The organism is Pseudonocardia kujensis (assembly GCF_021283305.1).
GTDB lineage: Bacteria > Actinomycetota > Actinomycetes > Mycobacteriales > Pseudonocardiaceae > Pseudonocardia > Pseudonocardia kujensis.
Map to the genome: position 1 here is coordinate 20,295 of NZ_JAJSOK010000015.1, position 26,348 is coordinate 46,642.

The 26,348-nt window shown below is 74.9% G+C and carries 30 protein-coding genes and 1 pseudogene; 19 read left to right on the forward strand and 12 right to left on the reverse strand.

Features of this window, described 5'->3' with window-relative positions; genetic code table 11:
• Positions 1-229 precede the first annotated feature (229 nt).
• The 4 genes from LWC35_RS13085 to LWC35_RS13100 all read left to right on the forward strand — a co-directional run bounded on the left by LWC35_RS13085 (position 230) and on the right by LWC35_RS13100 (position 2,853).
• Positions 230-1,045, forward strand: a complete 816-nt coding sequence (locus LWC35_RS13085) for a SigB/SigF/SigG family RNA polymerase sigma factor (protein ID WP_372463040.1) — start codon at positions 230-232, stop codon at positions 1,043-1,045.
• A 76-nt stretch (positions 1,046-1,121) separates the two neighbouring features.
• Positions 1,122-1,430 (forward strand): hypothetical protein, encoded by a 309-nt coding sequence (locus LWC35_RS13090; protein WP_232870367.1) that lies wholly within the window; start codon positions 1,122-1,124, stop codon positions 1,428-1,430.
• 84 nt (positions 1,431-1,514) lie between these two features.
• A complete protein-coding gene (locus LWC35_RS13095) occupies positions 1,515-1,817 on the forward strand; it encodes a hypothetical protein (RefSeq protein WP_232870368.1) in 303 nt (100 codons plus the stop codon).
• Positions 1,818-2,028: 211 nt separating this feature from the next.
• Positions 2,029-2,853, forward strand: coding sequence for a SigB/SigF/SigG family RNA polymerase sigma factor (locus tag LWC35_RS13100; RefSeq protein ID WP_232870369.1), 825 nt, complete (start codon positions 2,029-2,031; stop codon positions 2,851-2,853).
• 66 nt (positions 2,854-2,919) lie between these two features.
• Here LWC35_RS13100 and LWC35_RS13105 read toward each other — a convergent pair whose 3' ends face one another.
• On the reverse strand, positions 2,920-3,801 hold the full coding sequence (locus LWC35_RS13105) for a manganese catalase (RefSeq protein WP_232870370.1): 882 nt from the start codon (positions 3,799-3,801) through the stop codon (positions 2,920-2,922).
• 208 nt (positions 3,802-4,009) lie between these two features.
• On the opposite strand from LWC35_RS13105, the gene LWC35_RS13110 reads away from it, so the two are divergent.
• Complete coding sequence (locus tag LWC35_RS13110; RefSeq protein WP_232870371.1) at positions 4,010-4,591, forward strand: hemerythrin domain-containing protein; 582 nt, start codon at positions 4,010-4,012, stop codon at positions 4,589-4,591.
• 80 nt (positions 4,592-4,671) lie between these two features.
• Here the strand turns inward: LWC35_RS13110 and LWC35_RS13115 are convergent, their stop codons facing one another.
• The gene (locus tag LWC35_RS13115) at positions 4,672-5,475 is read right to left on the reverse strand and encodes a sigma-70 family RNA polymerase sigma factor (RefSeq protein ID WP_232870372.1); all 804 of its coding nucleotides are present in this window, start codon (positions 5,473-5,475) and stop codon (positions 4,672-4,674) included.
• Between the two features lie 159 nt (positions 5,476-5,634).
• On the opposite strand from LWC35_RS13115, the gene LWC35_RS13120 reads away from it, so the two are divergent.
• Both LWC35_RS13120 and LWC35_RS13125 read left to right on the forward strand, forming a co-directional pair.
• Positions 5,635-6,378, forward strand: a complete 744-nt coding sequence (locus tag LWC35_RS13120) for an ATP-binding protein (protein WP_232870373.1) — start codon at positions 5,635-5,637, stop codon at positions 6,376-6,378.
• A gap of 128 nt (positions 6,379-6,506) precedes the next feature.
• Positions 6,507-7,223, forward strand: a complete 717-nt coding sequence (locus LWC35_RS13125; RefSeq protein WP_232870374.1) for an ATP-binding protein — start codon at positions 6,507-6,509, stop codon at positions 7,221-7,223.
• A gap of 33 nt (positions 7,224-7,256) precedes the next feature.
• Here the strand turns inward: LWC35_RS13125 and LWC35_RS13130 are convergent, their stop codons facing one another.
• The 3 genes from LWC35_RS13130 to LWC35_RS13140 form a co-directional block, all read right to left on the reverse strand.
• Positions 7,257-7,409, reverse strand: a complete 153-nt coding sequence (locus LWC35_RS13130) for a hypothetical protein (RefSeq protein WP_232870375.1) — start codon at positions 7,407-7,409, stop codon at positions 7,257-7,259.
• Complete coding sequence (locus LWC35_RS13135; RefSeq protein WP_232870376.1) at positions 7,406-9,523, reverse strand: CheR family methyltransferase; 2,118 nt, start codon at positions 9,521-9,523, stop codon at positions 7,406-7,408. The genes LWC35_RS13130 and LWC35_RS13135 overlap by 4 nt, the downstream gene beginning before the upstream one ends.
• Before the next feature lie 82 nt (positions 9,524-9,605).
• Positions 9,606-10,724: a chemotaxis protein CheB gene (locus tag LWC35_RS13140; protein WP_232870377.1), complete on the reverse strand. Its 1,119-nt coding sequence runs from the start codon at positions 10,722-10,724 to the stop codon at positions 9,606-9,608.
• 145 nt (positions 10,725-10,869) lie between these two features.
• Here LWC35_RS13140 and LWC35_RS13145 point away from each other — a divergent pair, with 145 nt between their 5' ends.
• Positions 10,870-11,862, forward strand: coding sequence for a chemotaxis protein CheB (locus LWC35_RS13145; protein WP_232870378.1), 993 nt, complete (start codon positions 10,870-10,872; stop codon positions 11,860-11,862).
• Positions 11,863-11,906: 44 nt separating this feature from the next.
• On the opposite strand, the gene LWC35_RS40250 is transcribed toward LWC35_RS13145, so the two are convergent.
• Together LWC35_RS40250 and LWC35_RS13155 are read right to left on the reverse strand one after the other, a co-directional pair.
• A complete protein-coding gene (locus LWC35_RS40250) occupies positions 11,907-12,965 on the reverse strand; it encodes an ANTAR domain-containing protein (protein WP_232870379.1) in 1,059 nt (352 codons plus the stop codon).
• A gap of 97 nt (positions 12,966-13,062) precedes the next feature.
• Positions 13,063-13,647, reverse strand: a complete 585-nt coding sequence (locus LWC35_RS13155) for a DUF6328 family protein (protein ID WP_232870380.1) — start codon at positions 13,645-13,647, stop codon at positions 13,063-13,065.
• Between the two features lie 141 nt (positions 13,648-13,788).
• Here LWC35_RS13155 and LWC35_RS13160 point away from each other — a divergent pair, with 141 nt between their 5' ends.
• From LWC35_RS13160 to LWC35_RS13210, 11 genes are all read left to right on the forward strand, one after another.
• Entirely contained in the window at positions 13,789-14,313 is a 525-nt protein-coding gene (locus tag LWC35_RS13160) for a CinA family protein (protein ID WP_232870381.1), read from the forward strand.
• A 67-nt stretch (positions 14,314-14,380) separates the two neighbouring features.
• Positions 14,381-14,758, forward strand: coding sequence for a spore photoproduct lyase family protein (locus LWC35_RS13165; protein WP_372463041.1), 378 nt, complete (start codon positions 14,381-14,383; stop codon positions 14,756-14,758).
• A gap of 50 nt (positions 14,759-14,808) precedes the next feature.
• Entirely contained in the window at positions 14,809-15,651 is an 843-nt protein-coding gene (locus tag LWC35_RS13170; protein WP_232870383.1) for an oxygenase MpaB family protein, read from the forward strand.
• Between the two features lie 58 nt (positions 15,652-15,709).
• On the forward strand, positions 15,710-15,916 hold the full coding sequence (locus LWC35_RS13175; protein ID WP_232870384.1) for a hypervirulence associated TUDOR domain-containing protein: 207 nt from the start codon (positions 15,710-15,712) through the stop codon (positions 15,914-15,916).
• An 80-nt stretch (positions 15,917-15,996) separates the two neighbouring features.
• Positions 15,997-16,800 carry an SDR family NAD(P)-dependent oxidoreductase gene (locus LWC35_RS13180; protein ID WP_232870385.1) on the forward strand — a complete coding sequence of 268 codons (804 nt, stop codon included), beginning with the start codon at positions 15,997-15,999 and terminating at the stop codon, positions 16,798-16,800.
• A 27-nt stretch (positions 16,801-16,827) separates the two neighbouring features.
• Positions 16,828-17,262, forward strand: a complete 435-nt coding sequence (locus LWC35_RS13185) for a ChaB family protein (protein WP_232870386.1) — start codon at positions 16,828-16,830, stop codon at positions 17,260-17,262.
• Positions 17,263-17,354: 92 nt separating this feature from the next.
• A complete protein-coding gene (locus LWC35_RS13190; RefSeq protein ID WP_232870387.1) occupies positions 17,355-17,924 on the forward strand; it encodes a DUF4131 domain-containing protein in 570 nt (189 codons plus the stop codon).
• A 66-nt stretch (positions 17,925-17,990) separates the two neighbouring features.
• On the forward strand, positions 17,991-18,173 hold the full coding sequence (locus LWC35_RS13195; protein ID WP_232870388.1) for a hypothetical protein: 183 nt from the start codon (positions 17,991-17,993) through the stop codon (positions 18,171-18,173).
• Between the two features lie 281 nt (positions 18,174-18,454).
• Positions 18,455-19,411 (forward strand): SDR family NAD(P)-dependent oxidoreductase, encoded by a 957-nt coding sequence (locus LWC35_RS13200; protein WP_232870389.1) that lies wholly within the window; start codon positions 18,455-18,457, stop codon positions 19,409-19,411.
• Between the two features lie 90 nt (positions 19,412-19,501).
• Positions 19,502-19,933, forward strand: a complete 432-nt coding sequence (locus tag LWC35_RS13205) for an SRPBCC family protein (protein ID WP_232870390.1) — start codon at positions 19,502-19,504, stop codon at positions 19,931-19,933.
• Positions 19,930-21,543 (forward strand): phytoene desaturase family protein, encoded by a 1,614-nt coding sequence (locus LWC35_RS13210; protein ID WP_232870391.1) that lies wholly within the window; start codon positions 19,930-19,932, stop codon positions 21,541-21,543. The genes LWC35_RS13205 and LWC35_RS13210 overlap by 4 nt, the downstream gene beginning before the upstream one ends.
• 1,421 nt (positions 21,544-22,964) lie before the next feature.
• On the opposite strand, the gene LWC35_RS39200 is transcribed toward LWC35_RS13210, so the two are convergent.
• From LWC35_RS39200 to LWC35_RS13230, 5 genes and pseudogenes are all read right to left on the reverse strand, one after another.
• Positions 22,965-23,261: a PfkB family carbohydrate kinase gene (locus tag LWC35_RS39200; RefSeq protein ID WP_269804080.1), complete on the reverse strand. Its 297-nt coding sequence runs from the start codon at positions 23,259-23,261 to the stop codon at positions 22,965-22,967.
• 10 nt (positions 23,262-23,271) lie between these two features.
• Positions 23,272-23,907 (reverse strand): annotated as a pseudogene (locus LWC35_RS39205) (PfkB family carbohydrate kinase); the annotation flags it as partial.
• Between the two features lie 8 nt (positions 23,908-23,915).
• Positions 23,916-24,077 (reverse strand): hypothetical protein, encoded by a 162-nt coding sequence (locus LWC35_RS13220; RefSeq protein WP_232870393.1) that lies wholly within the window; start codon positions 24,075-24,077, stop codon positions 23,916-23,918.
• Between the two features lie 242 nt (positions 24,078-24,319).
• Positions 24,320-25,762 (reverse strand): MFS transporter, encoded by a 1,443-nt coding sequence (locus tag LWC35_RS13225; protein WP_232870394.1) that lies wholly within the window; start codon positions 25,760-25,762, stop codon positions 24,320-24,322.
• 106 nt (positions 25,763-25,868) lie between these two features.
• Positions 25,869-26,231, reverse strand: coding sequence for an STAS domain-containing protein (locus LWC35_RS13230; RefSeq protein ID WP_232870395.1), 363 nt, complete (start codon positions 26,229-26,231; stop codon positions 25,869-25,871).
• Positions 26,232-26,348 lie beyond the last annotated feature (117 nt).

Sequence of the window (26,348 nt, forward strand, 5' to 3'; positions counted from 1 at the left end):
GGTGCCGCCGGACGGGGCAGCCCGCGCCCCCGCTGTGACCCGGACCACCGGGTGTTTGGCACTCCTGCCCGGGTGGGACCCGCGGATCACGAGGGTCGAGCCGACGGCCCCTACCGGCGAGCCGGCCCCCGAGTGCCGCGACGACGTCCGGGTCCCCGTCGGGCGGCCCGGGCGCGGTCCACCGCTCCGGCCCGCCCGACCCCGATCCTGGCAAGGAGCGCCCGTGTCCGTGCACGCCCTTCCGGAGTCCGGCCACGACCCGGACCCGCAGCTCACCCGGCCCAGCGAGTACGCCGACGAGATGCCGCGGCTGCGGCGCTTCGCGGCCCTCCCGGAGGGCTCGCCGGAGCGGGCGCGGCTGCGGTCCGAGCTGATCGTCGCCTTCCTGCCCGTGGTGCGGAACCTCGCCAGGCGGCACGGCGCCGGCTACCGCGGCGGCCAGGAGGACCTGGTGCAGGTGGGCACGGTGGGCCTGATCAACGCGGTCGACCGGTGGGACCCCGAGCGGGCCCAGGGCGAGTTCCTCGGCTTCCTCATCCCGTCGGTGCGCGGCGAGATCCTGCGCTACTTCCGCGACCGCACCTGGTCGGTGCGGGTGCCGCGGCGGCTCAAGGAGCTCAGCGTCGAGATCACCCGGGCCACCGGCCCGCTGTCGCACCGGCTCGGCCGGGCCCCGAAGCCGAGCGAGCTGGCCCGGCACCTGGGCGTCGACGTCGGCGAGGTCGTCGAGGCGCTCACCGCCAAGGCCAACCAGCACAGCACCCCGCTGGAGGCGGTGGCGGGCGACGAGCCCGGCACCGGCGTCGTCGACGGCCTCGGCGACCTCGACCGCAACCTCGAGAAGGTGGAGAACCGCGAGGCACTGCGCCCGCTGATCGCCGAGCTGCCCGAGCGCGAGCGCGGCATCCTCACCCTGCGCTTCTTCGGCGACCGGACGCAGACCCAGATCGCCGAGCACTTCGGCATCTCGCAGATGCACGTCTCCCGCCTGCTGGCGCGCACCCTGACGCGGTTGCGCGAGGGCCTGACCGAGGACCGCGGGTGAGCCCCCGGACGGGGCCCCGCCGCGGCCCGGACGGTTGGGCGAGGCGCCCGCCGGCAATCCGGGCGGTGTGGCCGGGATGAGCGACGACGGGGGAGACCGGGCACGGGCGGCGGAGACCATGCGGTCGGCGCCGGCGCCGGCGCTGCGCGCGGGCTTCGCGCTGTGCGAGCTCAGCCTGCGCGACCTCTGGACGGCGCAGGTGGCCCTCGGCGGGATGCTGGGCGAGGACGAGCTGCGCGAGATCCTGGAGCTGCGCCGCGAGCCCACCTGGGCCGAGCACGACGTGGTCGCGGCGGCGCTCAACGAGTGGTTCACCGAGCGCGGCCAGGACCATCCCGTGGCCTACTCCGAGGAGCTGCGGGGCGACGGCCCCGAAGGCCCGTGACGGACGGTTAGGAACGGGGCCGGCCGGGAACCCGAACCCCGATCGGGTGATGCGCCCGGACCGACGGACCCACGGGGAGCGACCATGACCTCGACCGACCGGCCGACCACGCAGCGCCGGGGCAGCGACGACGGCGGCGACGGCGACGGCGCGCGCCCGCACCCGCGTGAGATGTTCATCGGCTTCCTGCTCGACACGGTGCGCCAGGACCCGTTCCCCAGCGGGACGCAGCTCGACCTCATCGAGGAGTCCATCCCGGCGCACATGGTGCCCGAGTACGTCGAGGTGCTCATCGAGAAGTCGCGCGAGGGGTGCTTCCCGAGCACGGACGTCCTGCGTCGCATCCAGCGGATGTCCGCCGGTCCGGGGCCCGCCCCGCGCTGCTGAGGCCGGCCCCGCCCGGGGACGTCGTCGCAGGTCCGGGCATTTCGACGCGCGCACGGGAGGGGTGCGGCCGTACCGTCGACGGTGCTCGCCGCGCTCGCCGCGGCGGGCCGGGGTGAAGCAGACCGCCCTCGTCGGAACGATCGGCGGAGGGATCCCCCGTGCGCCCCACCACCGTGCGCCCCGCACCCGTGCCCCGACCCGGACCGCGCCCGTGACCCCCGAGGCGATCGCCGAGCCCGAGGGACAGGCGACCGCGAGCGAGTACGTCGGGCTCATGCCGGCGCTGGAGCGGTACGCCTCGTTGCCCGCCGACCATCCGGAGCGCACGCGGCTGCGCGAGGAGCTGGCGCTGGGCTTCCTGCCCGTCGTGCGGAACCTCGCCGCGCGGCACGCGCGTGGCTACCCGGGTGGGCTCGAGGACCTGGTCCAGGTGGGGACGGTCGGGCTGCTCAGCGCGCTCGACCGCTGGGACCCGGAGCTGGCCCGCGGTGAGTTCCTCGGCTACCTGGTGCCGTGCGTGCGCGGGGAGATCCTGCGCTATTTCCGGGACCGGACCTGGACGATGCGGGTGCCGCGCCGGCTCAAAGACCTCACGGTGGCGATCCGCCAGGTGACCGGCCCGATGTCGCAGCAGCTGGGGCGCGCGCCGCGGCCCTCGGAGCTGGCCGCGCACCTCGACGTGCCGGTCGACGAGGTGATCGAGGCACTCGACGCCGAGGCGAACCAGCACTCGGGGTCGCTCGACGCCGTGCTGGGCGAGGACGACGCCGACAACCCGATCGGCAACCGCCTCGGCGAGCTCGACCGCGCACTCGACCTCGTCGAGTACCGGCACGCGTTGCGCCCGCTGCTGGACCGGCTGCCCGAGCGGGAACGCACGATCCTGCTGCTCCGCTTCTTCGGCGAGATGACCCAGACGCAGATCGCGGAGCGGATCGGCATCTCACAGATGCACGTGTCGCGGCTGCTCTCCCGCACCCTGCGGCGGCTGCGGGCCGAGCTGCTCGACGACGTCCCGACCGACGTCGCCGGATGAGCCGGGCGGCCCACAGGTTCCCGCGGCCGGGCCCGTCTCACCACACCGGCTCCGTCCGGCCGGGGCTCACTCCTTGTTGAGCTTGTCCTGGGCCAGACCTGCGGCCTTCTCCATCGTGTTGGGCAGCTCGGTGGTGCCGTAGAAGCGGCTGTCCGGGTGGGTGGGCGGCGGCATCGGCACCGAGGACGTCGGCCCCTCGTGGTAGGTGAACTCGCCGTTGCCGTCCGGGCTCGGGCCCGCGGCCCAGCGGCCCTCGCCGGCCCGCGCACCGTCGGAGAAGTTGAGGTACTGGTAGGAGAACTCGGTGGCCTCCTTGCTCTGCGGGAAGTTGCTGGGCACGGGCATCTTCTCCGCGCCGGACTCCTTGAGCTCCTCGGCCGCGGCGAGCCACATGTTCTGGTGCATGGTGTCGCGGGCGAGCAGGAAGGACAGCAGGTCGCGCACGCCGGGGTCGTCGGTCATGTGGTAGAGCCGGGCGACCTGCAGCCGGCCCTGCATCTCGGCGTTGGCGTTGGAGGTGAAGTCCGCGAGCAGGTTGCCGCTGGCGGTGACGTAGCTGCCCTGCCAGGGGTTGCCCATGCTGTCCACCGGGCGGGCGCCGGCGCCCGCGACGATGCCGTGCTGGACGTCGGTGCCGCCGATGATCGCGGCGACGGTCGGGTCGTCCTGGACGGCGTCGGAGGTGATGCCCAGCGGTGCCTTCTCCAGCAGCTGGGCGATCATCGTGGCGAGCATCTCGACGTGCCCGATCTCCTCGGACGCGATGCCGAAGACCAGGTCGCGGTACTTGCCGGGGGTGTGCATGTTCCAGCCCTGGAACATGTACTGCATCGCCACCGTGATCTCGCCGTACTGCCCGCCCAGGACCTCCTGCAGCTTGCGGGCGTAGACGGCGTCGGGCTTCTCGGGGGTGGCCTTGAACTGCAACTCCTGACGGTGCAGGAACATGGGGGCTCCTCAGGGCTTCGGTGGCGCCGCGCGCGGGCGACGAGGACGCGCGGCGCGGTGCGCCGCGGCGGGCCGGCTCGGCGATTCGTCCGGCCGGGCCGCGGATGCCCGGCTCCGACGGTCGCAAACCGGTGTCGTTCGTGGGTTGACGCGGACCCGCGGGGGTAGCCGCGCGACCGATGCGGTCCACCACCACGAGGAGACAGCCATGACCGAGACCGTCGCGCGTGACGACGTGCCGGCGACCGACGTCGTCGACGAGCTGACCGACGACCACCACCAGGTGCTCGAGCTGCTGGAACGCATCCCCGCGACGCGGGTGGCCCAGGAGCGCCGGGACATGGCGGACACCGCCATCGCCGAGGTGGTGCGGCACTCGGTCGCCGAGGAGATGTACGTCTACCCGGCGATGACCGAGGCCCTCGACCACGGCGGCGACACCGTCGAGCACGACAAGGAGGAGCACAACAAGCTCGAGCGGATCATGAAGGACCTCGAGGGCGTCGACGGCGACGACCCGCAGTTCGACACCCTCGTGGGCGACATGGCCCGCGCGCTGCGCCACCACGCGCAGGAGGAGGAGACCGAGCAGTTCCCGCGGATGCGGGAGCGGATGTCCAAGGAGACGCTGCTGGAGCTGCGGCGCAAGGTCCAGGCGGCCAAGAAGATCGCGCCGACCCGCCCGCACCCCGACGCGCCCAACTCGGAGCTGTTCCACAAGATGGCAGGTCCGGGCGTGGGCCTCGTCGACCGGCTCCGGGACCGGCTCAGCGGCCGCGAGGCGGGCTGAGGCGCGACGCCGGCGGCGTCCGGGCGTCGCGATCACGCCCGGGCGTCGCCCGCCCGCCGGAGCTGCGGAGCGAGGTCCGCTCAACCGCTGAGCTGGGCGCGCAGGTGCGCCAGCGTGCGCGCCAGCAGCCGGGAGACGTGCATCTGCGAGATGCCGACCTTCTCGGCGATCTGGGTCTGGGTGTGCTCGCCGTAGAAGCGCAGCAGCAGGATCGTGCGCTCGCGCTCGGGCAGCTCGGCGATCAGCCTGCGCAGGTCGCCGCTGAGGTCGACGAGGTCCAGACCGGCGTCGGCGGCGCCGAGCCGGTCGGCGGGGGTGAACCCCGTCTCGGACTCGGGTTCGTCGAGGCTGTCCGCGCGGTGCCCGGCCAGGGCGTCGAGGGCCTCGACGACGTCGTCGAGCGACCGGTCGAGCTCGGCGGCGATCTCACTGGGCCGCGGGGCGCGGCCGAGGCGCTGGGTGAGGTCGATCGAGGCGCGGTTGACGGCGACCGTCAGGTCCTTGATCGCGCGCGGCACCCGCAGCGCCCAGGTGTGGTCGCGCAGGTGGCGGAGCATGGAGCCGCGGATGCTCGGGACGAGGTAGGCCAGCGGCCCGCCGGCCGTGACGTCCGGGTCGTAGTTGTCGATGGCCCGGATGAGCCCGACGACGCCGGCCTGCTCCAGGTCCTCGACCGCGGCGGACGTGGCGTACCGCTTGGCGAGGTTGCGCACCAGCGGGAGGAACTGGGTGATGAGGTAGTCCCGGCGCGTCTCGTGCTCGGGGTCCTCGGGACCGGCGCCGGCGTGTTCGCGCAGGACGGGCTCGAGGTCGTCGTAGCCGTGCGGACCGTCTCGCGCGTCGGCGCGGGCGCGCCCCGGCAGGGTGAGTGTGGTCGTGGGCACGGGCTCGCCTACCCGGGTGGTCCGAGGACAAACGGGCCGCCGGGCCGTGCTCGGCGAACGGTGCGCGGCCACCCACCGCCCGCTCGGACGTTGCGGGCGGGCGCCGGGGCGGGAAAGGTGGCGGTCACACCCCGCGCGACACCGTGACGGAGGACAGCCATGCCGAACGAGGCAGCAGGGGCGGACGCGGGACTGGCCGTGGCGGTGAGCGACGCGGCCGGGGTGCGCGTGCTGGCCTTCGCGGGGGTCCTCGGCACCCGTACGGCACCGCAGCTCGACCGGGCGCTGCGCAAGGAGCTCCTCGACCGCGGCAGGCTGCTGGTCGACGTCACCGGGCTGGACCTGGCGTCGACCGCGGTGCTGGCGTCCTTCCCGACCGCCCTGGCGGCAACGGGTGGGTGGCCGGCCTCGCGGATGGTGTTGTTCGGGCGGGGGCGCGTCGCCGAGGCCATGTGGCAGGCGGGGCGGCACCGCGAGGTGCCCGTGGCCGGCGACCTCGCCGAGGCCCTCACCCTCCTGGACCGGCGTCCCGCCCGGGTACGGCGCACCACGGACCTCCCGCAGGGACCGGAGGCGGCGCCCTTCGCCCGCCTGCTGCTGCGGTCGGCGTGCGAGGACTGGGAGATCCCCGCCGACGCCGTCGACCGGGCCGCGATCGTCGCGAACGAGCTGGTCAGCAACGCGGTGCAACACACCCTCGGGCCGGGGGAGCTGAGCCTGGCGCACTCCCGGCGCGGGCTCTGGGTCTCGGTGCGGGACGGGTCGTCCGCCCGTCCGGTCCTGACCGCCGAGTCGGACGGGCTCGGGCTGCGCGCGGTCGCGGAGCTGAGCCGGGCCTGGGGCGTGACCCCACTGGGCAGCGGCAAGTCCGTCTGGGCGCTCGTCGACGACGGGCCCGCCTGAGCCCGCACGGAGCCGACGCGGCGAGAATGCGAAGAGGGGGCATCATCCGGTGAGGTCCGGGTACCCGGAGCGCCCACGGGTCCCGACGGGGCCCGTCCGGAGTTCCACCACGACCACGGGGAGCGGGTTTGCTCCGGAACGACCTGACGTGCCGCCTCGAGGACGGGCCGGTCCCGGTCCTCGTCCTCGCCGGCCCCCTGACCGTGCGCACGGCCCCCCAGGCGGAGACGGCGGTGCGCAAGCTGCTCCTGGACCGGGGTTCCCTGCTGGTCGACGTGCAGGACCTCGAGCCGGTCGTGCCGTCGCTGCTCGCGTTCTTCAGCAGCACCCTCTCCGGGGCCGGCGGGTGGCCGGCCGCCCGGCTGGTGCTCGTCGGGCCGCCGGGGCTGCTCTCCTCCGCGCTGCGGCGCAGCGGGATCCTCCGCGAAGTGGGCCTCGCCGAGGACCGTGACCGGGCGCTGACCCTGCTCGGGACCCGTCCGGCGCGGGTACGCCGGCGCACCGGGCTCCCCGACACCGTTGTCGCGGTGCGGTTCGCCCGGATTCTGGTGCGCGACGCGTGCCAGGAGTGGGAGCTGGCCGGGGGGATCCCCGCCCGCGCCGAGCTGCTCGCGGACGAGCTGGTTGCCAACGCCGTCGTGCACGGCGGCGGGAGCCGCACACTGCTGCTCACGCTCGACGACGCGGGCCTGCGCGTCGGCGTGCGGGACGAGGGGGCCGGCGTGCCCGACCCGGACACCGCCACCGGGCAGGGCCTGCACGTGGTCGCCGAGCTCTCCGACGGCTGGGGCACGAGCCGCCACGCCGTGGGCAAGACCGTCTGGGCGTTGCTGCGCAGAGGCTGACGACCCCACCCGCGCCTCGGCGGTGCTCCCGGATCAGTCCTGCCCGGCTGCGCCGCCCGCGGACCCACCCTGCTCCTGGTCCGCTGCGGCCTCCGCCAGGGCCCGCTCCGCCGCTGCCCGGGCCTCGACGGCGGCCCGGCGGTGGCGCTCGGCGGCGTCGAGCTCGCCGGCCGCCGCCAGGGTCACGGCGGCGTCCTCGTGGCTCGCCGCGGAGAGCAGGTGCCGGTGGGCGGCCCGCTGGTGCGCGGTCGCCGCGTGCCGGCGGGCGGCGCGCGCCCGCTCCTCCGCGGATTCCACGTCCGCCGCCGTGGAGCCGCGCCGTCCGCGCGCCGCGAGCTCGCGCCGGCGCGCCCGCAGCTGCTCGAGCCGCTCGTCGATCTCCGCACGGCGGCGCTCGACCGCGGCCACGAACTCGGCCTCGGCCTCGTCCACGTCCGCCCCCCCCCGCCGCGTCGACGCCCGCTAGTCGCCGACTCCTCCATCGTCAGGATCGCGCCGACCACGGAGTCGCCATCGCCCCGCAGGGGGCTGGCGATGACCCGGACGTCGATGCTGCGGCCGCGGCGGTTGATCGCCGGCAGGGTGATCTCCTGCGGCCCGTCCTCGCCGGCCAGCGTGCTGCGCACGACCGGCCGCACGAGGTCCAGCGGCAGTCCGATGTCGAGGTTGAGGAAGTGCTGGCCGACGGCCTCGTCGCGGCGCAGCCCCCACAGCTCCTCGGCCTGGTGGTTCCAGACCTGCACGTGCAGCTCGGCGCCGACGACGACCACGCCGGCGCGCAGGCTGGTCAGTATCGTCTCGAGGAACTCGTTGGTCCGGTCCAGCTCACCGGTACGGTCCTGCAGCTCGTCGTTGATGGTCTGGAGCTCGTCGTTGGTCGACTGGAGCTCCTCGTTCATGGTCTCGAGCTCCTCGTTGGTCGACTGGAGCTCCTCGTTGGTGGTCTCGAGCTCCTCGACCGTGGACTGGAGCTCCTCGTTGGTGGTCTCGAGCTCCTCGTTGGTGGACTGGAGCTCCTCGTAGGCCGTCTCGAGCTGGCGGTTGGCCTGCTCGAGCTCGTCCTGCAGCCGGCGGAAGTCGGTGACGTCGTGGAAGGCGACGCTCACGCCCAGCACGTCGGTGCCCGACCCGACGAGCGGGCTGACCTGCACCTCCAGGTGCACCGTCTCGGGCCCGCGGTGATAGGTGACGTCGGTGACCCGGACCGTGCGGCGCTCGCTCTGCGCCTTCTCGATGTGCCGGCGCAGCTCCAGCGGCCGGTAGGAGAGCTCCAGGTCGCGGAAGGGCCGGCCGACGTCCCGCGTCGAGACGCCGAACAGCACCTCGGCCTGCCGGTTGACCACGGCGATCACACCGTCGTCGGTGAGCACGACCTGGGCCAGCGGGGCGGCGAGCACGGCCTCGTTGCGCAGGACGTCGATGCCGGTGAGCGGGGCCCGGCTGATCGCGGGCGGGGCGTCGGCGAACAGGGTGCCGTTCTGCGGCACGGCCCGGGGCGCCTTGCGGAACGTGCGCCGTTTGAGGTCGATCGGCACGAACAGCGCGCCGTGGCTGAGCAGCATCTCGGCCTTGCCCAGGAACAGCACGCCGGGCTCGGAGAGCGCGAAGTGGAAGCGGGTGAGGATCCGGGCCTGGGTCTCCGCGTTGAAGTACATCAGGGTGTTGCGGCAGACCAGCAGGTCGATCCGGGAGATCGGGGCGTCCTGGACCAGGTCGTTGCGGCCGAAGATCACCGAGCGACGCAGGTCCTTGCGGAAGGCGAACCGGCCCCCGGTCTGCTCGAAGTACCGCTCCAGCAGCTCCGGCGGGATGCCGCGGACCTCCCGGTCGGAGTAGGTCCCGTGCCGGGCGTGGGTGAGCGCCTCCTCGTCCACGTCCGTGGCGTAGATCTTCACCCGGTCGCGGAACTCCGCGGTGCCCAGCATCTCGGCCAGCACGATCGCGAGCGTGTAGGCCTCCTCCCCGGAGGCGCAGCCGGCGCTCCACACCCGCAGCGGCTCGGTGGGGCCCTTGGCGGCCAGCAGCGCCGGCAGTACGTCGGTGCGGAGGTACTCCCAGGCCTCGGCGTCCCGGAAGAACCCGGTGACGTTGATCAGGATGGTGTTGAACAGCGCGGTGAACTCCTCGGCGTGCAGCTCGAGGAAGTCCAGGTACTCCGCGTAGTCCGCGACGCCGACCTGCGACATCCGCCGGTCCACCCGGCGGATCAGGCTCGACCGCTTGTACCCGGTGAAGTCGAAGCCGCGGTTGACCTTCAGATGCTGGAGCAGGGCCTCGAAGGCCGGATCCGGCTGCGACAACGACGTACTCCCGCTCCCCTCGAAAGGCGCGCCGCCTGGTGGGACGCGCCGGGAGCCTAGCCGATCCAGGCCCCCCACCCGCTCATTCCTCCGGAAGGTCGCGGGTGAGCATCCGGCGTAACGTCGCGGCCTCCGCACCCGTCCGGTCGGCCTTGCGCCGGTGCGAGCGCGCCGCGAGCGAGCGGTTCGCCTCCTCGGCGGTGTCGGCGAGCCAGCGCTGCAGCGCCGCCTTCTCCTCCAGCGCCCGCAGCGCCGCCCACAGCACGACCTCGACGCCGTCCGACTGCTCCGCGGCGAGGCTGGCCGGGGACCAGGCGTGGCCCACCCGGCAGCGAAAGCGGGGGGCGGGTGCACCGTCGAGGAGGAACAGCACGCCGTCGCAGTCCGGGCAGGACAGCGGGGAGGGCTCGCCCAGCTCGAGCTGGGGCATCGGGCTCGGCACCCCGTCGGCCACATCGGCCTCCTCGGCGGCGAGCGGGTCGGCAGGGTTCGGGGGTGCCGGAGGGTCCGGGTCGGCCGGGTCCGGGTCGGCGGGATCACCGGGCGGGTCCTGCAGGAGCTCGGCGACGGCCGGCCCGAGCTTCGCCGCGGGCAGCGCACGGGCCCCCGGCACGTGGTCGAGGGCGCTCTGCGGCATCCCGGTGTACAGCGCCTCCGCGGGCTCCTGGACGAGGGCGGCCCCGCCGTGCCGGGCCAGGACGGCGAGGCCGGCGGTGCCGTCGTCCCGGTTGCCGGACAGGACGATCCCGATGGCGTGCGGCCCGAAGTCCACGGCCGCGGAGCGGAACAGCGGGTCGATCGACGGCCGGTGCCCGTTCTCCCGCGGCCCGCGGGAGAGGTGCAGGTGCCCGTCGGCGACGAGGACGTGGTGGTCCGCGGGTGCGGCGTAGATGTGGCCCGGTTCCAGCCGCATGCCGTGCCGGGCGGTCACCGCGGGCAGCGGCCCGGCCCGGCCGAGGATCGCGGCGAGGGCGCTGGGCGCGTCGCTGGGGATGTGCAGGACCACGACGACCGCCGCCCGCAGACCCAGGGGCAGCGCGGCGACCAGGGCGCGCAGCGCCTCCACCCCGCCGGCCGAGGCCCCGATCACCACGAGGTCCGTGACGGCGGCGGCGTGCGCGGGCGTCTTCCCGGGGGCGCCGGCACACGGGACGGTCACACCGCCCGCCGGTCCGTCCGGGAACGGTCCGACCGCGGACACGTCCGGCACGGGAACCGCCTCTCGAGTCGGCAACGGACGGGCACCGGACGGGTGCCGTCCGGGCCTGGCGGAACGGTACCCCTTCCCGGCCGCATCAGCCGTCCGCCGTGCGGTTGGACCCGCCGGGACCGGGAAGACGGCGCGGATGGCCGGCGACGCGTTGCTCGTGATCGGTGCCTCCGCGGGGGGCGTCGAGGCGCTCGTCGAGCTGGTCGCCGGACTGCCACCCGACCTCCCCGCCGCGGTCCTGGTCACCGTCCACACCGGGGACCGACCGCGCACCACGCTGGGACGGGTCCTCGCCCGCGCCGGGCCGCTGCCGGCCGACCAGGCCGCAGACGGGGAGCCGCTGCGCGCGGGCCGGATCCTGGTGGCCGCGCCGGACCGGCACCTGCTCGTGCGCCGCGACGGCGGCGGCGACACCGCGGTGCTCAGCACGGGACCCAAGGTGAACCGGCACCGCCCCGCGGTCGACGCGATGTTCGCCTCGGCCGTGCGGGCGCGGGGACCCCGCGTGGTCGCGACGGTGCTCTCCGGTGCCCTCGACGACGGCGCGGTCGGCGCCGCCCTCGTCGACCGGGCCGGCGGCCGGGTCCTGGTGCAGGACCCGGCGGACGCCCTCTTCGACTCGATGCCGCGGGCCGCGGTGGCGGCCGTTCCCGACGCACGGGCGGCGCCCGCCGCCGAGCTCGGCCGGCTGCTGGCGACGACGGTGCAGGAGCTTCCCGTGGGAGGTGACGGCATGACGGACACACCGGACGGCCCGGGCGGGGACGACGGCATGGCCGCGAGCCGGGACCCGGCCTACCTCCGGCCGGACGAGAGCGCGGCGACCCGGATGGGGTGCCCCGAGTGCGGGGGCGGGCTGGCCCGGATCGACCTGCCGCACATCGGCTACTTCCGCTGCCACGTGGGCCACCAGTACAGCCCCCGCTCGCTCGAGGCCGCCCAGCGCGAGGCGGCGGAGGCGAAGCTGTGGACGGCGATCGCCGCGCTCGAGGAGCACGCGGCGCTGGCCCGGTTCCTCGAGCAGGGTGCGGACTCCGAGCAACCCTCCGAGTACGCCCTGCGGGCCGAGCACTCCGCGGAGACGGCACGGCTGATGCGGGAGCGGTTGCTGGGCGGACGGGCCACCTGACCGCGGGCCCGCCCGGCACCGGCGCCGGACCCTGCGTGTGGCCGTCACCCCGGGGCGTCCGCGACGACGCGGCGGGCCACCTCCACGAGCTTGGTGTTGGTGTCGCGGGAGCCGCGCCGCAGCAACTCGAACGCGGCTCGCTCGTCGATCCCGTGGGTGTGCATGAGCACGCCCTTCGCCTGCCCGATGAGGTCGCGGCTGCCCAGCGCCCTGACCAGGTTCTCGGCCTGCAGCGCCCCGGCGAGGGCCACCGCCGCCTGCGCCGCGCACAGGCGGCCGCGGACGAGCTCGGCGGCGCCGAACGCGCCGGGCGCGGGCGCGAGGAGCACCAGCGCGGCCGCGGGCTGTCGTGGGCTCGCCACCAGCGGGAACGCGGCCACCGAGCGGAGCCCGAGCCGGGTGGCCGGGCCCGCGAAGGCGGGCCAGCGCGTCTCCGCCTCCGCGGCCCCGAGGTCGGGGACGACGACCGGGGTGCCGTCGCAGAGCGCGTCGGGTCCGGGGCCCTGGCCCAGCCGGACCTGCAGCGCACAGGCCAGCTCGGCCGCCCGGTCCGTCGCGGCGCGGACGGCCTCCTCGCCGTCGCCCCCTCCGCCGCCTCCGCCCCCGGCGAGCAGCAGGCCGACGTGCGGGGCCGCGGGCACCGCACGGCGGACGGCCTCGACGGCGGCGGCGCAGGCCCCGTCGGCGTCGGGCGCGGTGAGCAGCGTGCGGGTGGTCTCCTCGAGCAGCTCGACCAGGTCCGGGGGGTCCGCGGCGGGCGCCGGGCCGGGAGCCGGCCCGGTGCCGTGCCGGAGCAGCGCGCCGGACTCCCGGCGGACCCGCGCCACGTGCGCGTGCAGCGCGCCGAACCGCTCGGCCAGCTCCGCGTGGCGGCGGCGCAGCTCCACGGCGCGGGCGCGGGCGAGCCGGGCCGCGGCGAGCCGGACCGCGCGGTTCTCCTGGGCCTCGGGACCGGAGCCCCGGACCGAGCCCGAGCCGTCGCCCGGGGGACCGACGGCCCCCAGCTCCTCGCCGAGCACCCCGAGGGTGCGCTCGACCAGGTCGAAGGCCTGCGCCAGCTCCGCCCACCGCACAGGTGCGTCGGCGGTCCCGCCCTCCGGCACGTCGTCCCCCTTTCGCGGCCCACCCCGACGCTAGCGCCGGGCGCGCGCCGCGGCCATCGCAACGCCCGGTGGCACCGGGCACGCGCCCGTCGTCCGCTCAGCCCTCGTTCAGCCGCCGCCGGACCACCGCGGGGACCAGGACCCAGAGCACGCCGAGCAGCACCAGCGCCACGCACGCCGCGATCACGCCGGGCACCCCGCCGAGGACCACGGCGAAGATCAGCTCGACGACCCCGACGACGGCGAGCCCGAGCGTGGCGAGCCCGGCGATCGCGAACCGCTGGCTCGCCCGCACCAGCGGGCGCCGCGCGTGCAGACGGAAGAGCACCCGGTGGAGGATCACGGGCGCGATGAGCAGGCCCGTCGCGATCACCGACAGCGAGGTGGTCACGAGGTAGACCACCCGCTGCTGCGGGGTGATCTCGGGGAACCGGCTCTGGAACGGGACGGTCAGCAGCAGCCCGGTGAGCAGCTGCACGCCCGTCTGCGAGACCCGCAGCTCCTGAAGCAGGTCGGCCCAGTTCCGGTCCAGCCGCTCGGTCGGGGTCTCCCGCCGCTCCCGGAGGTCCCACTCGGCGTCCGGGTCGGTCTCCTCGCTGTTCCCCCGGGTCCCGCCGTGCACGTCGTGCCGGTCGTCGGGGTCGGTGGGGTCGGTGGGCGAGTCGGGGCGCTCGGGGTCCACGTGCCACCTCCGCTGCGTAGCCGGGAGCCGAGCGTGCCACGGGCGGGCGCCGTTTCGTAGCCGCCGCGAGGGGTATCGGCCCCGCAGGTCGAACGACCGCCCTGGCACCTGTCCCCGAGCGATCCGCGAGGCACGACACCCATGAACGAACCGACCCACGACGACATCGCCGCGACGATCGCGGAGCGCGCCTCGGCGACCGGCCGCACCGTGGCCGTCGCCGAGTCGCTGACCGGAGGCATGGTCGCCTCCGCCCTGGCCCGCGCCGAGGGCGCGTCGCAGTGGTTCCGTGGCTCGATCGTGGCCTACTCCAGCGAGGTCAAGCACGACCTGCTGGAGGTCCCGGAGGGCCCGGTCGTCAGCGAGCCGGCGGCCCGGACCATGGCGGCCCGGGTGCGCGCGCTGCTCGGCGCCGATCTCGCCGTGGCGCTCACCGGCTCCGGCGGCCCGGACCCGCAGGACGGCCAGCCGCCGGGCACCGTCTACATGGCCGCCGCCGGCGAGCCCGGCGGCGAGGAGGTGCTCCGGCTCGACCTCGAGGGCGAGCCGGCCGAGATCTGCGGCGCCGCGGCGAAGGCTGCCCTCGACCTGATCGCGGCCCGCCTGGAGGCCGAGCTCGGGTCGGGGCAGGAGCCCGTCGCGGCCGCCCGGGGCGGCACGGGATGACCGACGCCCCGGCGGGCACGCTCACCGGGCCCCGACGCCGGCGCAGCGGCTCCTGCAGGTCCGCACGATCTACGCCGAGCCCGAGGCCCGGGACTCCCCCCGCGGCCGGCAGGTCCTGGAGCGCTTCCCGGGCGCGGAGATCATCGAGGTGCCGTCGCACTGGCAGATCCCGGAGCTGCACGGCAACGCCGGCAACGTCGACCGCTCGGTCCGCGTGAAGACCGAGACGCTCGTGCCGGGCGTGAAGAAGTCGCTGTCCGCGCGGCCCGACGGGCGCTCGTCGGACTTCATCGCGCCCTCCACGGCCAACGGCTGCGCGATGGGCAGCCAGAGCGGGATGCGGAACGTCCGCTACCGCAACGTGCCCAAGCGCGAGGGTGTGCAGGCCGTCACCGACCTCGTCGCGCGGCGCGCGCCCTGGCTGCGGGTGCGGTACGCCTTCTGAGTACTTTGCGCGCACACTCGGCGCACACCCCGCGCCCGAGGAGGTCACCGATGACCGTCGACGCCGCCGCACCGGCGGACCACGGACTGTTCGGACCGGCGTCGGTGACCTGGCGGGTGCACCTGGAGCCCGTCATCTGGGTGGCGGGGATGCGGGCGCTGCTGCTGCAGTCCCTGCACCCGTGGGTGATGCGCGGGACCTACCAGAACAGTGCGCTGTTCGACCCGGCCAAGGCGTGGCCGCGGTTCCAGCGGACCGTGGAGTTCGTCGGCACCCGGACCTTCGGCTCGCTCGCCGAGGTGGAGGCCGCCGGCGCCCGGGTCAGGCGGCTGCACCACAAGCTGCGCGGCACCGACCCCGAGAGCGGCAGGCGGTTCCCGATCGACGCGCCCGAGGGACTGCTCTGGGTGCACTGCGGCGAGATCGACTCCTACGTCGACGTCGCCCGCCGCGCCGGGATCGTCACCGCGGCGGAGGCCGACGCGTACGTGGCCGAGAGCGTCCGGGCCGCGGAGGTCGTCGGCCTCGACCCGGCGGTCGTGCCCGCCTCGCGGGCGGAGCTCGCGGCGTACTTCGCGCGGATGCGGCCCCGGTTGCGGGTCACCGACGAGGCACGGACCGCCGTGGGCGGGTTGCTCGCGCCGCCCGCGGGGGCGCCCGCCTGGACCCGGGCGGCGATCTCGGCCACCGCGACCGCGGCCCTGGCCACCCTGCCGCGCTGGGCCCGCCGCATGTACGGGCTGCCCGGCCTGCCGACGACCGACCTGGCGGCGTCGGCGCTCCTCGGCGGCCTGCGCCGGGCCACCGACCTGCTGCCCGACCCGCCCGCGCCGCCGGAGGTCCGGGAGGCGCGCCGGCTCGTCCGTGAGGCCCGTGCCCCGCGTCCGGTGTGAGGTGGGCGGCTCCCGGGGTATCGCCCGGTGGACCGGACGGACGCACACGGAGGACGCGATGAGCGAGTTCGAGAAGGACGACAAGGTCCGCTGGAAGAGCCACGGCGGCTGGGCCGAGGGCGAGGTCCTGAAGAAGATCACCGAGGACACGGAGGCCGGCGGGCGCACCGTGCGTGCGTCGAAGGACGAGCCGCAGTACCTCGTGCGCAGCGAGAAGAGCGACAGCGAGGCCGTGCACAAGCCCGCCGCGTTGGAGCGCTGCTGACGGTCCTTCGCCGGACCCGCCCGCCGACCCGCTGCCTCGTCGCGGACGGTTCACGGGGGGCGGGACGGGTAGTCGAGGGCATGTCGACCCGAGAACTCGCCCTGGTCACCGGCGCCTCCAGCGGTATCGGGCTCGAGCTCGCCCGCGAGCTGGCCCGCCGCGGCTACGACCTCGTCGTCACCGCCGAGGACGCGGCGCTCGAGACCGCCGAGGGGAAGATCCGCGAGGCCGGCGACGGCACCGATGTCACGGTCGTGCACGCCGACCTGCGGCGCCGTGAGGGCGTCGAGGAGGTGTGGGCGGCCGTCGGCACCACGGGCCGCCCGCTCGTCGTCGCCGCGCTCAACGCCGGGGTCGGCCTCGGCGGCCCGTTCGTGGAGAACGACATCGAGGCCGAGCAGGACATCATCGACGTGAACATCACCTCGACGGTGCGCCTGGCCAAGCACGTGCTGCAGCACATGGAGGCGCGGCACCAGGGCCGGGTGCTGGTCACCTCGTCGATCGCGTCTCAGATGCCCGGCACCTACCAGGCCGTCTACAACGCCTCGAAGTCCTTCCTGCAGTCCTTCGCGCAGGCGGTGCAGGCCGAGCTCGAGGCGCGCGACAGCGGCGTCACGGTGACCTCGCTGATGCCCGGGCCCACCGAGACCAACTTCTTCCACCGCGCCGAGATGGACGACACGAAGATCGGCGCCTCGGACAAGGACGACCCGGTGCAGGTCGCCCGGCAGGGGATCGACGCCCTGCTCGACGGCAAGGACAAGGTCGTCGCCGGGTCGGTGTCGACGCGGGCGCAGAGCCTGGTCGACGACGTGCTCCCGGACAAGCTCAAGGCGGGGGCGCACGAGAAGATGGCCGAGCCCGGCTCGGCCGAGAACTGACCGGAGCCGACCGGGGAGGAGACCGAGATGGCCGGGAAGCACGAGCAGGCCGAGGAGATGCGCGACGACGTGCCGTCGACGATCGCGCGTTCCGACGACAAGGCCGTGCGCACCTACAAGAAGACGCTCGAGTCCGCGGAGGACAGCTACGGCGACGGCGAGCGCGCCCACCGCGCCGCCTACGCCGCGCTCAAGCACACCCACGAGAAGGTCGGCGACCACTGGGAGCCGAAGGACGAGCCCGGCCCGTCGGACGAGCAGGCGGAGAAGAGCGCCCCGCAGTCCCGGTCCGACGACGGGGACACCGCCGGCGGCGTCGACGCCAACGCGAAGAAGAGCCACCTCGTGGAGGTCGCGCAGAAGCTCGGCATCGACGATCCCGACGGCAGGAACAAGGACGAGCTCGTGAAGGAGATCGAGAAGGCCAACGACCGGGAGACGGCCCGCGCGCGGCGTCGGTGACCGGGCTCACATCGATGTGGTGACACGAGTTTGACCAGCGGTGACCGGAGGAATACCGAGCGCATTCCCGTCCCCTCCGCCGAGGAGTCGCCGTGACCGACGTGCACCCGGAGGGCCTCGTCCAGGCCCCGCCCCGGGTCCGTGCCCGCCCCCGTCTCGGAGCCCCGCTGTGGCTCTGGGCGATCATCTCCGCCGTCTGCTCGCTGGTCGCGGTGGCCGCCTTCGTGCGGTGGGATCCCCTGGGCGGCGCCGGCACGGTCGCGGACCCGGACACCGGCGCCGCGAGCGGGCTCTCCGCCGGCGGCGCGACGCTGCTGCCGCTGGAGCGCGCCTCCGGCCCGGGCGGGGACCTCTCCGGGTTCGCCGGCGACACCGTCACCGCCGAGGGCGTCGCCGTCCAGTCCGTCCCCACCGGCGACGGCTTCTGGCTGGGGCCCGCGCCCGACGAGCGGGTGTGGGTCGAGCTGGTGACCCAGCCCGGCGAGGCGCCGCTCGCCCTCGCGGCCGGCGACCGCGTGTCCCTCACCGGGCGGATGGTGGCGCACCCCGACACCTTCGCCGGCCAGGTGCTGCCCGGCGACCCGGCGGCGTCGGCGCTGCTGTCGCGGCAACGGGCCCACGTCCAGGTGGCGCGCTCCGACGTGGAGATCGTCTCGTCCTGAGGGGCGCCGTCCCGCCGCCGCGGCGGGCCGAGGATTGAACGGGCCGCCGATGGGCACGCCCCGGACATGACCGGACGCGACGACCACGACGACACCATGACCGAGCAGATCCTCAAGGAGGCGACCACCACCGGCGCCCCCGGCGACGAGCCCGACACCGCCCCGGACGAGCCGCAGGGGGCCGCGTTCCCCCGCGGCGGCGCGGACGAGGCCGACAGCGCGGGCAGGCACGAGGACAAGGACCGCTGACGACGCCGGGACGGGCCCGCGCGGTAGCAGGAGCCGGGCGCCCGAGCGGACACCCTGGCGGCGTTGCTCGGCGGAGTCGGGGCTGCGTCCGAGCAGCCGGCCCGGGCGCGGTGGCTCCGGTCCCGGACGGCGGACGGGCCGCGGCGTGCGCTCGCCGTCCGGCGTCCGCGCACCTCGGGGTTCGTCCGCTGTGGTCCGAGACCAGGACCGGCACCCACCCGCCCACGGTCGTGTCCCTGCGAGCAGGTGTGACGCGGCGGCCCCGCGGGTAGCTGCCCGCTGTGGAGATCGCGGGGAGCGTCGTGGTGGTGACCGGCGCGTCGAGCGGCATCGGGCGGGCCACCGCGCTCGAGCTGCTGCGGCGCGGGGCCACCGTCGTGGGCGTCGCCCGTGACGCCGGGGCCCTCGCCGAGCTCGAGGGCCACGGGCTCGTCCCCGCCCCGGCCGACGTCGCCGACTTCGCGGCGGTCGAGGGCGTGGTGCGGGAGGCGACCGGCCGGTTCGGCCGCATCGACGCGTGGGTGAACTGCGCCGGCGTCATCGAGTTCGGGGCGTTCCTCGACGTGCCCCTCGACGAGGTCCGGCGGGTGCTGGACGTCGACCTCATGGGCTATGTGCACGGCTGCCGGGCGGTCCTGCCCGGGATGGTGGAGCGCGACCGCGGCGTGATCGTCGGCGTCGCCTCGATCCTCGGGATCGTCGCGCTGCCCTACGGGGCGTCCTACTCGATGGCGAAGTTCGCGATCCGCGCGCTGGGTGTGAGCCTGCGCCAGGAGCTGCGGACGTCCGGGGTGCACGGGGTGCGGGTGGCCACGGTCCTCCCGGCGGCGATCGACACCCCGATCTGGCGCGACGCCGCGAACCGCAGCGGGGCGCGACCGCGGCTGGCGGCGCCGACGTACAGCCCGGAGCGGGTCGCGCGGATCGTCGTGAACCAGATCCGCAGGCCGCGCCGCGAGGCGGTGGCCGGCGGCGTGCTCGGCCGGCTGCTCCTGCTGCAGCACAAGGTCTGGCCGGAGAGCGCCGAGCGGATGTTCGCCGCGGAGGTGGTCCGGTACGTGCTGGCGCGCGGCGGCGGCCCCGTCGACGACCCGGGCACCCTGTACGAGCCGCCCGACCGCCCGCGGCAGGTGCACGACGGCTGGAACGGGCCCGGCCGGGAGCGGGCGCGGCGGCTCGCGGCGGGGCTGGGTATCGCGGCCGCCGTCGGCACGGCCGTGGGGCTCGCCCGGCGCTGAGCCCCGGGCCTCAGCACGGGTCCGGACCAAGATCACGGTCACGATCACGATCACGGGCACGATCACGGGCACGATCACGGAGGAAGCGCGATGCAGGTCGATCGGTTCGTGCCGGCGGAGCCGGCGAAGGTCTGGCAGGTCCTGGCCGACGGCTGGACCTATCCGCTCTGGGTGGTGGGGGCCACCCACATGCGGGCCGTCGACGACGGCTTCCCGGCCGTCGGCACCCGGCTGCACCACAGCGTCGGGGCCTGGCCCCTGCAGATCCAGGACCGGACCGAGGTCGTGGCCTGCGAACCGGAGTCGTTGCTCGAGCTCAGGGGCCACGCCTGGCCGACGGGTGCCGCCCGCATCCGGATCACACTGCGGCCGGAACCGGGCGGCACGCGACTGGCGATGGACGAGCACGCCGAGTCCGGCCCCGCCGTGCTGCTCCCCGGGGTCGTACAGCAGGCACTGCTGGTGCCGCGCAACAAGGAGACCCTGGCCCGCCTCGACGCCGTCGTCCGGGAACGGCCGTGAGCGTGCCCGGCGGCTCCGGTGCGCCCGAGGCCGTCGACGCCGTCGTCGTGGGGGCCGGGCACAACGGACTGGTGGCCGCGAACCTGCTCGCCGACGCCGGCTGGCAGGTCCTCGTCCTCGAGGCCGCGGAGGCCCCGGGCGGGGCTGTGCGGACCGCGGAGATCACCGCGCCGGGCTTCCACAGCGACCTGTTCAGCGCCTTCTACCCGCTCGGCGCGGCCTCGCCGATCCTGCGGGAGCTCGGCCTCGACCGGTACGGCCTGCGCTGGCGGCACGCCCCCGAGGTCGTCGCCCACGTCACGCCGGACGACCGGTGCGCCGTCCTCTCCCGCGACCTCGACAGGACGGCCGGTGCGCTCGACGCGTTCGCCCCGGGCGACGGGGCGGCCTGGCGCGTGCTGGCGGAGGAGTGGGCACGGATCCGCGACCCGCTGCTCGAGACGGTGCTGCGTCCGTTCCCGCCGGTCCGCGGCACGCCCCGGCTGCTGCGTGCCCTCGGCACGGCCGACGCGCTGCGGTTCGCCCGGACCGTCGTCCAGCCCGTGCGCCGGTTCGCCGAGGAGCGGTTCGCGGGCGAGGGCGCGAAGCTGCTGCTCGCCGGCAACGCCCTGCACACCGACCTCGGGCCCGACACGGCGGGCAGCGCGGTCTTCGGCTGGCTGCTGTGCATGCTGGGCCAGGACGTCGGCGTCCGGGGGCCCGAGGGCGGCGCCGGGCGGATCGTCGACGCGCTGGTGGCCCGGCTGCGCGAGCGGGGCGGGCGGATCGAGTGCGGCCGGCCCGTCCGCGAGGTCCTGCTGCGGTCGGGCCGCGCGGTCGGGGTGCGCGACGCCGAGGGCACGCCGGTCACGGCCCGCCGCGCCGTGCTCGCCGACGTCCCGGCCCCGGTGCTGTACCGGGACCTGGTGGGGGAGGCACACCTGCCGCCACGGTTCGTCCGCGACCTCGACCGGTTCCAGTGGGACACCGCGACCGTCAAGCTCGACTGGGCGCTCGACGGCCCGGTGCCGTGGACGGCGGAGGGGGCGCGCCGGGCCGGCACGGTGCACCTGGGCGCGGACCTCGACGGGCTGCGCGGCTACGCCGCCGACCTCGCCGCCGGGCGGGTGCCGCAGGAGCCGTTCCTGCTGTTCGGGCAGATGACCACCGCCGACCCCGCACGCTCGCCGGCCGGCACCGAGTCCGCCTGGGCGTACACGCACGTGCCCCGCGGGCTGGGCTGGGACGAGACCGACCTGCTTCGGCACGCCGAGCTCGTCGAGCGCACGGTGGAGCGCAACGCCCCGGGCTTCCGCGACCTGATCCGCGCGCGCAGCGTGGCCGGCCCCGCAGACCTGCAGCGGCGCAACCCGGGGCTGGTCGACGGCGCGATCAACGGTGGCACCGCGGCGGTGCACCAGCAGCTGGTGTTCCGGCCCGTCCCGGGGCTGGGGCGGGCGGACACCCCGGTCGACCGGCTGTTCCTCGCGGGCTCCTCGGCGCACCCGGGCGGGGCGGTGCACGGTGGGGCGGGTGCCAACGCGGCCCGCGCCGCCCTCGCCGCCTCCGGCCGCCTCGGCCCCCTCTATCGCGGCGCGGTCCGCGCCGCCCACAAACGCATCTACGCCTGACCGCCCAGCGGCGCCCGTGGCCGCGCCGACTCAGCGACTCTGACCAGTGTCTCGCGCCCATGATCACTGCGAGTGGTACGGAAAGGTTCCTCGAACAGCCCTCCTGCGACTCTCGTGCTGATCATCAGTTCATGATCGGAGCGAGCGGTACGGGAGAGTCCCGTGACCAACGCTCCTGTGACACTCGCGTAGATCATGGTCTCGGCGCTCATGATCATTGCGAGCGGTACGGGAGGGTTTCTCGGCCGACACTCCTGTCCCACTCGCATTGATCATGAGTTCAAAATCGGAGCGAGCGGTACGGGAGAGTCTCTCGACCAACCCTCCTGTGACACTCGCGCCGATCATGGACTCGCGCTCGTGATCCCTTCGAGCGATACGGGAGAGTCTCTCGACCAACTCTCCTATGACACTCGCGCTGATCATGGACTCGCTCATGCTCGCTACGAGCGGTACGGGAGGACTTTCGGCCGAAGCTCCTGCCCCACTCGCGCCGATCATGGACTCGCGCTCATGATCATTGCGAGTGGTACGAGAGGGTGATTCGGCCGACACTCCTGTCCAACTCGCATTGATCATGAGTTCGTGATCGGAGCCAGCGGTACCGGAGGATTCCTGGAACCGCGCTCCTGTGACGCTCGTGCCGATCATGGACTCGCGCTCATGATCCCTTCGAGCGATACGGGAGAGTGATTCGACCAACGGTCCTGTGATGCTCGCATTGATCATGAGTTCATGATCGGAGCGAGCGGCGCGGGAGGGTCCCGTGACCAACGCTCCTGTGACACTCGCGCCGATCATGGACTCGCGCTCACGATCGCTACGAGCGGTACGGGAGAGTCTCTCGACGGACTCTCCTATGACACTCGCGCTGATCATGGACTCGCTCATGATCGCTACGAGCGGCGTGGGAGGGTTTCCGGCCGAAACTCCTGTCCCACTCGCGCCGATCATGGACCCGCGCTCATGATCATTGCGAGCGGTACGGGAGGGTGATTCGGCCGACACTCCTGTCCAACTCGCATTGATCACGAGTTCGTGATCGGAGCCAGCGGTACCGGAGGATTCCTGGAACCGCGCTCCTGTGACGCTCGTGCCGATCATGGAATCGCGCTCATGACCGCTACGAGCGGTACGGGAGAGTTTCTCGGCCGACGCCTCCGTGGCGCTCGTGCTGATCATGGACTTGCGGTCATGATCACTGCGAGCGTCACCGGAGGGTTCCTCGAACAGTCCTCCTGTGGCACTCGCGCTGGTGACGAGCTCATGATCACTGCGAGCGGTACAGGACGGTACCTCGAACAGCACTCCTGTCCCACTCGCGCTGATCACGCCGCTGTGATCATTGTCAGCGGTACGGGAGGGTTCCTCGAACAGCCCTCCTGTTCCACTCGGATCGATCACCCATGGGGCTCGACGGGTCAGGGCTGCGTCTCGCCGCGTCCGAGGACGGCGGGGGAGAGGCTGGGGCGGCCGCCAGGGTGACCGACCGTGTCCGCCGCGGCGGCCGCGGCCACCCGCAGCGCGGTGGCGGGGTCGGCGGACGGGTCGCGCAGCAGTGCGACCGTGAGACCGGCGGTGAGTGCGTCGCCTCCGCCGGTCGTGTCGACGACGGGGACCGTCCTCGAGCGGGAGGAAGGCGTCGCCGTCCGACCAGACCGCCACGTTGCCGGGCTCGCCGCGTTCGACGCCGAGCACGACCATGCCGAGCCCGTCATCGACCATGGTGCGGCCGGCCTCGATCGCGGCGCGCGGTCCGTCGATCTCGCGGCCGACCAGCTGGGCGGCCTCGGCGGGGTCGGCGCGCAGGACGTCGACCTGCCCGAGCAGCGCGTCGCGGCCGTCTTCGCCGGGCACCCCGTCGAGCAGGAGGCGGGCGCCGCCGGCGTGGGCGTGCCGGGCGGCGGTGAGCAGGGCCGACGCCGGCTGCTGGCCCTGCAGGACGACCGCGCGGGCCGTGCGCAGCTCCGCGGCGGCCGCGTCGACGTCCTCGGGGGTGACGAGCACCGGCTCGTCCAGGTCCTGCAGGTAGCGCCAGCTCCCGTCGCGCTCGAGCACGTCGACCACCAGGCCCGTCGCGGCGCCATGCCGCCGTACGACCCGGGACACGTCGAGGCCGTCCTGGCGGGCCCGATCGAGCACCAGGTCCGCGGCGGGGTCGTCGCCGGCCACCGCGACCAGCGCCACCGTCGCGCCCAGCTGCGCCACGCCGACCGCGCAGTTGGCGCCCTTGCCACCGAGCATCTCGCGGCGTTCCCGGACGTCGGCGGCGGCCCCGGGGTCCGGCAGGGCGTCGACCACCAGGACCAGGTCCCGGGCCAGCTGGCCCACCACGACGACCTCGGGGACGACCGGCACCTCCATCCCCGGGATCAGTACTCCGGGTCGCCCGGGCGGGGCGGCGAGCAGTTGTTCGCCACGTTCAGCTGCTCGGCCAGCTCGTCGACCTGCTGCTCGCGCGCGCGGTCGTCGTCCTCCGCGGTCGCGGTACGGGTGTCGCGGTCCTCGCGGTCCTCACGGCCGGGGTCCTGCACGGAAGGGCCTCCCTCGTCCTGTCGCGGCGGTCCGGGTCCGGCGTACCCGATGACACCGGCGCCACACGCCGCACGCCGCGCGAGGACGCGCCCCCGCACCGCCACGGCATCACGTCGGCCGCGCCGTCACCGCCGCCCCGTCACTCCCGCAGCGCCCTCGCCCCCGACGCCCCGTCCCTCCCGAGGCCGCGTCCCTCCTGAGGTCGCGTCCCTCCTGAGGCCCCGTCCCTCCCACCACCCCGTCACTCCCGCAGCACCGCCGCGACCGGCGGGGAGCGGAACGCGGTGCCCTCGCCCTCCGTCCAGCGCCGCAGGTCGGGCTTCTGCGGACCGGAGCCGCCGAGCAGCAGCACGCCGGTCAGCACGACGGCGCCGACGCCGGTGACCACCACGCCGAGCAGGATCGTCCGCTCGATCGCGCCGGGGCCCTCGGACATCGCCAGCTTCATCACCACCGGTGCCGCGAGGAACGCCGCCTCGGACCGCAGCAGCTGGACCAGCGCGAACGCCGGCCCGAGCCGGGGCGCGGGCACGCTGAGCGCGCCGAGGAACAACCCCGGCCCGACGCCGGTGCCGGCACCCAGGCCGAGCAGGAACCCCGCGACCGCGGCCCGCGCGAGCCCGCCGCCGGTCAGCAGCACGCCTCCCGCCGCGCACACCGTCACCAGGCCGCCGAGCACCAGGACGGGCAGCCAGCGGGTCGGCAGCACGCGCACGATCAGCAGGATCGCCACGATCATCCCCGCCACCTCGGTGGCCATCGTCGCGCCGACGACAACCGGCGGGTGCCCCTCGACCTGCTGGAGCCGCAGGACCGCCAGCTCGGTGAAGGCGGTGAACCCGGCCCCGGTGACCATCGCGGCGCCGACGCCGGTGATGGGCAGCGTGTGGGCGAGGAGCCGGGCCGGCATCAGCGGATGCTCCTTGCGGTACTCGCGCACCACGAGCAGCAGGAGGGCGGCGAGCCCGACGACCGTCGGCACCAGGAAGCCGAGGGAGGTCGGCGGCTGCCCGACGAGCACGCTGACGCCGACGAACGGCAGGAAGGTCGCGGCGGCGGCCAGCGGGATCCCGGACGGGTCGAACCCCATCCGCGGCGCCTCGGCCTCGCCGCGCTCGAAACCGAGCAGCCCCACGACGAACCCGGCGAGCCCGATCGCGGCGGCGCCGGCGTGCACCCAGCGCCACGCGCCGGGCGTGGCGGCGAACCCACCGATCGACGTGCCGAGCACCGATCCACCGAAGAGCCCCAGGTTGATCAGCGCGACGGTGACCGGGATCCGCCGCGGCCCGTGTCCGGTCACGGCCGGCGGCAGCGCCACCACCAGCAGCATCCCGCTGCCCAGCCCCAGCAGCACACGGCCGGCGATCAGCACGCCGTTGGACCCGGCCGCGGCCGCCACCCCGGCCCCGGCCGCGATGAGCAGGGTGCAGCAGAGGTAGATCCTGCGCGGGTCGACGCGCCGGACGAGGTCGGCGGCGACGACCACGCTGAACGCGTAGGAGGCGTTGGCCAGGCCCTGGCCGAGCTGCAGCCCCGCGCGGTCGGTGCCGAGCTCGTGCGCCTGCACCGCCGTGAACAGGAACGGCGCGGTGGAGAGCAGCACGAAGGGTGCCAGGCCGAGCAGTGCCAGGGCGATCCCGGTGGACCAGCGGCCGGCGAGGCGCGGCGACGGCAGCCTCAACGGGGGCACCGCGTTCGGTGGTGCGACGACACGGGGAGCGGGTGCATACTTCCCGGCTTCCCGGCGCCCGGGCGGTCCAACCGGCGCGCGCCCGGCCGCTACCGGGTCAGGTCGGCGGGCGGGCGCGTGATCCGGCGCAGAGGGGTGCGGGCGGGCCCGGGACGGCCGCGCCCGCCGGGATCCCCAGCGCCCGCAGGATCATGCGTGCCGGGCGGTTCTCGTCGCAGACCAGGTGCAGGCCGCCGCCCCGGACCTCGAGATCCTCGCGCAGCCGCAGCAGCTCGCGCACCCCGCCGGCGCACAGGTGCTGCAAGCCGTCGAGTTCCACGACGACGACCGCCCGGTCCGCCTCGGCGAGCCGGTGCAGGGCGCTGCGGAAGCACCCGAGGCTCGCGAGATCGACCTCGCCGCTGAGGTGCGCGACGAGATAGCCCAGGTGCGGGCGGTCCTCGAGCTCGATCTCGACCATGGCCCTGTCCTGCATCGGCGGTGAGCCTCCCCGGAGGAGGAGATCGCGCGCTGCGCGCTTGAACGCTGCGTCTCCGAGATACGCCCATGTTGGCACGCCCGTACCGCTCGACGTAAC

Bases quoted from the DNA above. Each gene is read 5' to 3' on its own strand.
- LWC35_RS13185 (WP_232870386.1), top strand. From the start codon at position 16,828: ATGGCCGGGAAGCACGAGCAGGCCGAGGAGATGCGCGACGACGTGCCG.
- LWC35_RS13095 (WP_232870368.1), top strand. From the start codon at position 1,515: ATGACCTCGACCGACCGGCCGACCACGCAGCGCCGGGGCAGCGACGAC.
- LWC35_RS13195 (WP_232870388.1), top strand. From the start codon at position 17,991: ATGACCGGACGCGACGACCACGACGACACCATGACCGAGCAGATCCTC.
- LWC35_RS13120 (WP_232870373.1), top strand. From the start codon at position 5,635: ATGCCGAACGAGGCAGCAGGGGCGGACGCGGGACTGGCCGTGGCGGTG.
- LWC35_RS13180 (WP_232870385.1), top strand. From the start codon at position 15,997: ATGTCGACCCGAGAACTCGCCCTGGTCACCGGCGCCTCCAGCGGTATC.
- LWC35_RS39200 (WP_269804080.1), bottom strand. From the start codon at position 23,261: ATGACGGGCTCGGCATGGTCGTGCTCGGCGTCGAACGCGGCGAGCCCG.
- LWC35_RS13230 (WP_232870395.1), bottom strand. From the start codon at position 26,231: ATGGTCGAGATCGAGCTCGAGGACCGCCCGCACCTGGGCTATCTCGTC.
- LWC35_RS13110 (WP_232870371.1), top strand. From the start codon at position 4,010: ATGACCGAGACCGTCGCGCGTGACGACGTGCCGGCGACCGACGTCGTC.
- LWC35_RS13170 (WP_232870383.1), top strand. From the start codon at position 14,809: ATGACCGTCGACGCCGCCGCACCGGCGGACCACGGACTGTTCGGACCG.
- LWC35_RS13160 (WP_232870381.1), top strand. From the start codon at position 13,789: ATGAACGAACCGACCCACGACGACATCGCCGCGACGATCGCGGAGCGC.
- LWC35_RS13205 (WP_232870390.1), top strand. From the start codon at position 19,502: ATGCAGGTCGATCGGTTCGTGCCGGCGGAGCCGGCGAAGGTCTGGCAG.
- LWC35_RS13175 (WP_232870384.1), top strand. From the start codon at position 15,710: ATGAGCGAGTTCGAGAAGGACGACAAGGTCCGCTGGAAGAGCCACGGC.
- LWC35_RS13105 (WP_232870370.1), bottom strand. From the start codon at position 3,801: ATGTTCCTGCACCGTCAGGAGTTGCAGTTCAAGGCCACCCCCGAGAAG.
- LWC35_RS13090 (WP_232870367.1), top strand. From the start codon at position 1,122: ATGAGCGACGACGGGGGAGACCGGGCACGGGCGGCGGAGACCATGCGG.
- LWC35_RS13145 (WP_232870378.1), top strand. From the start codon at position 10,870: ATGGCCGGCGACGCGTTGCTCGTGATCGGTGCCTCCGCGGGGGGCGTC.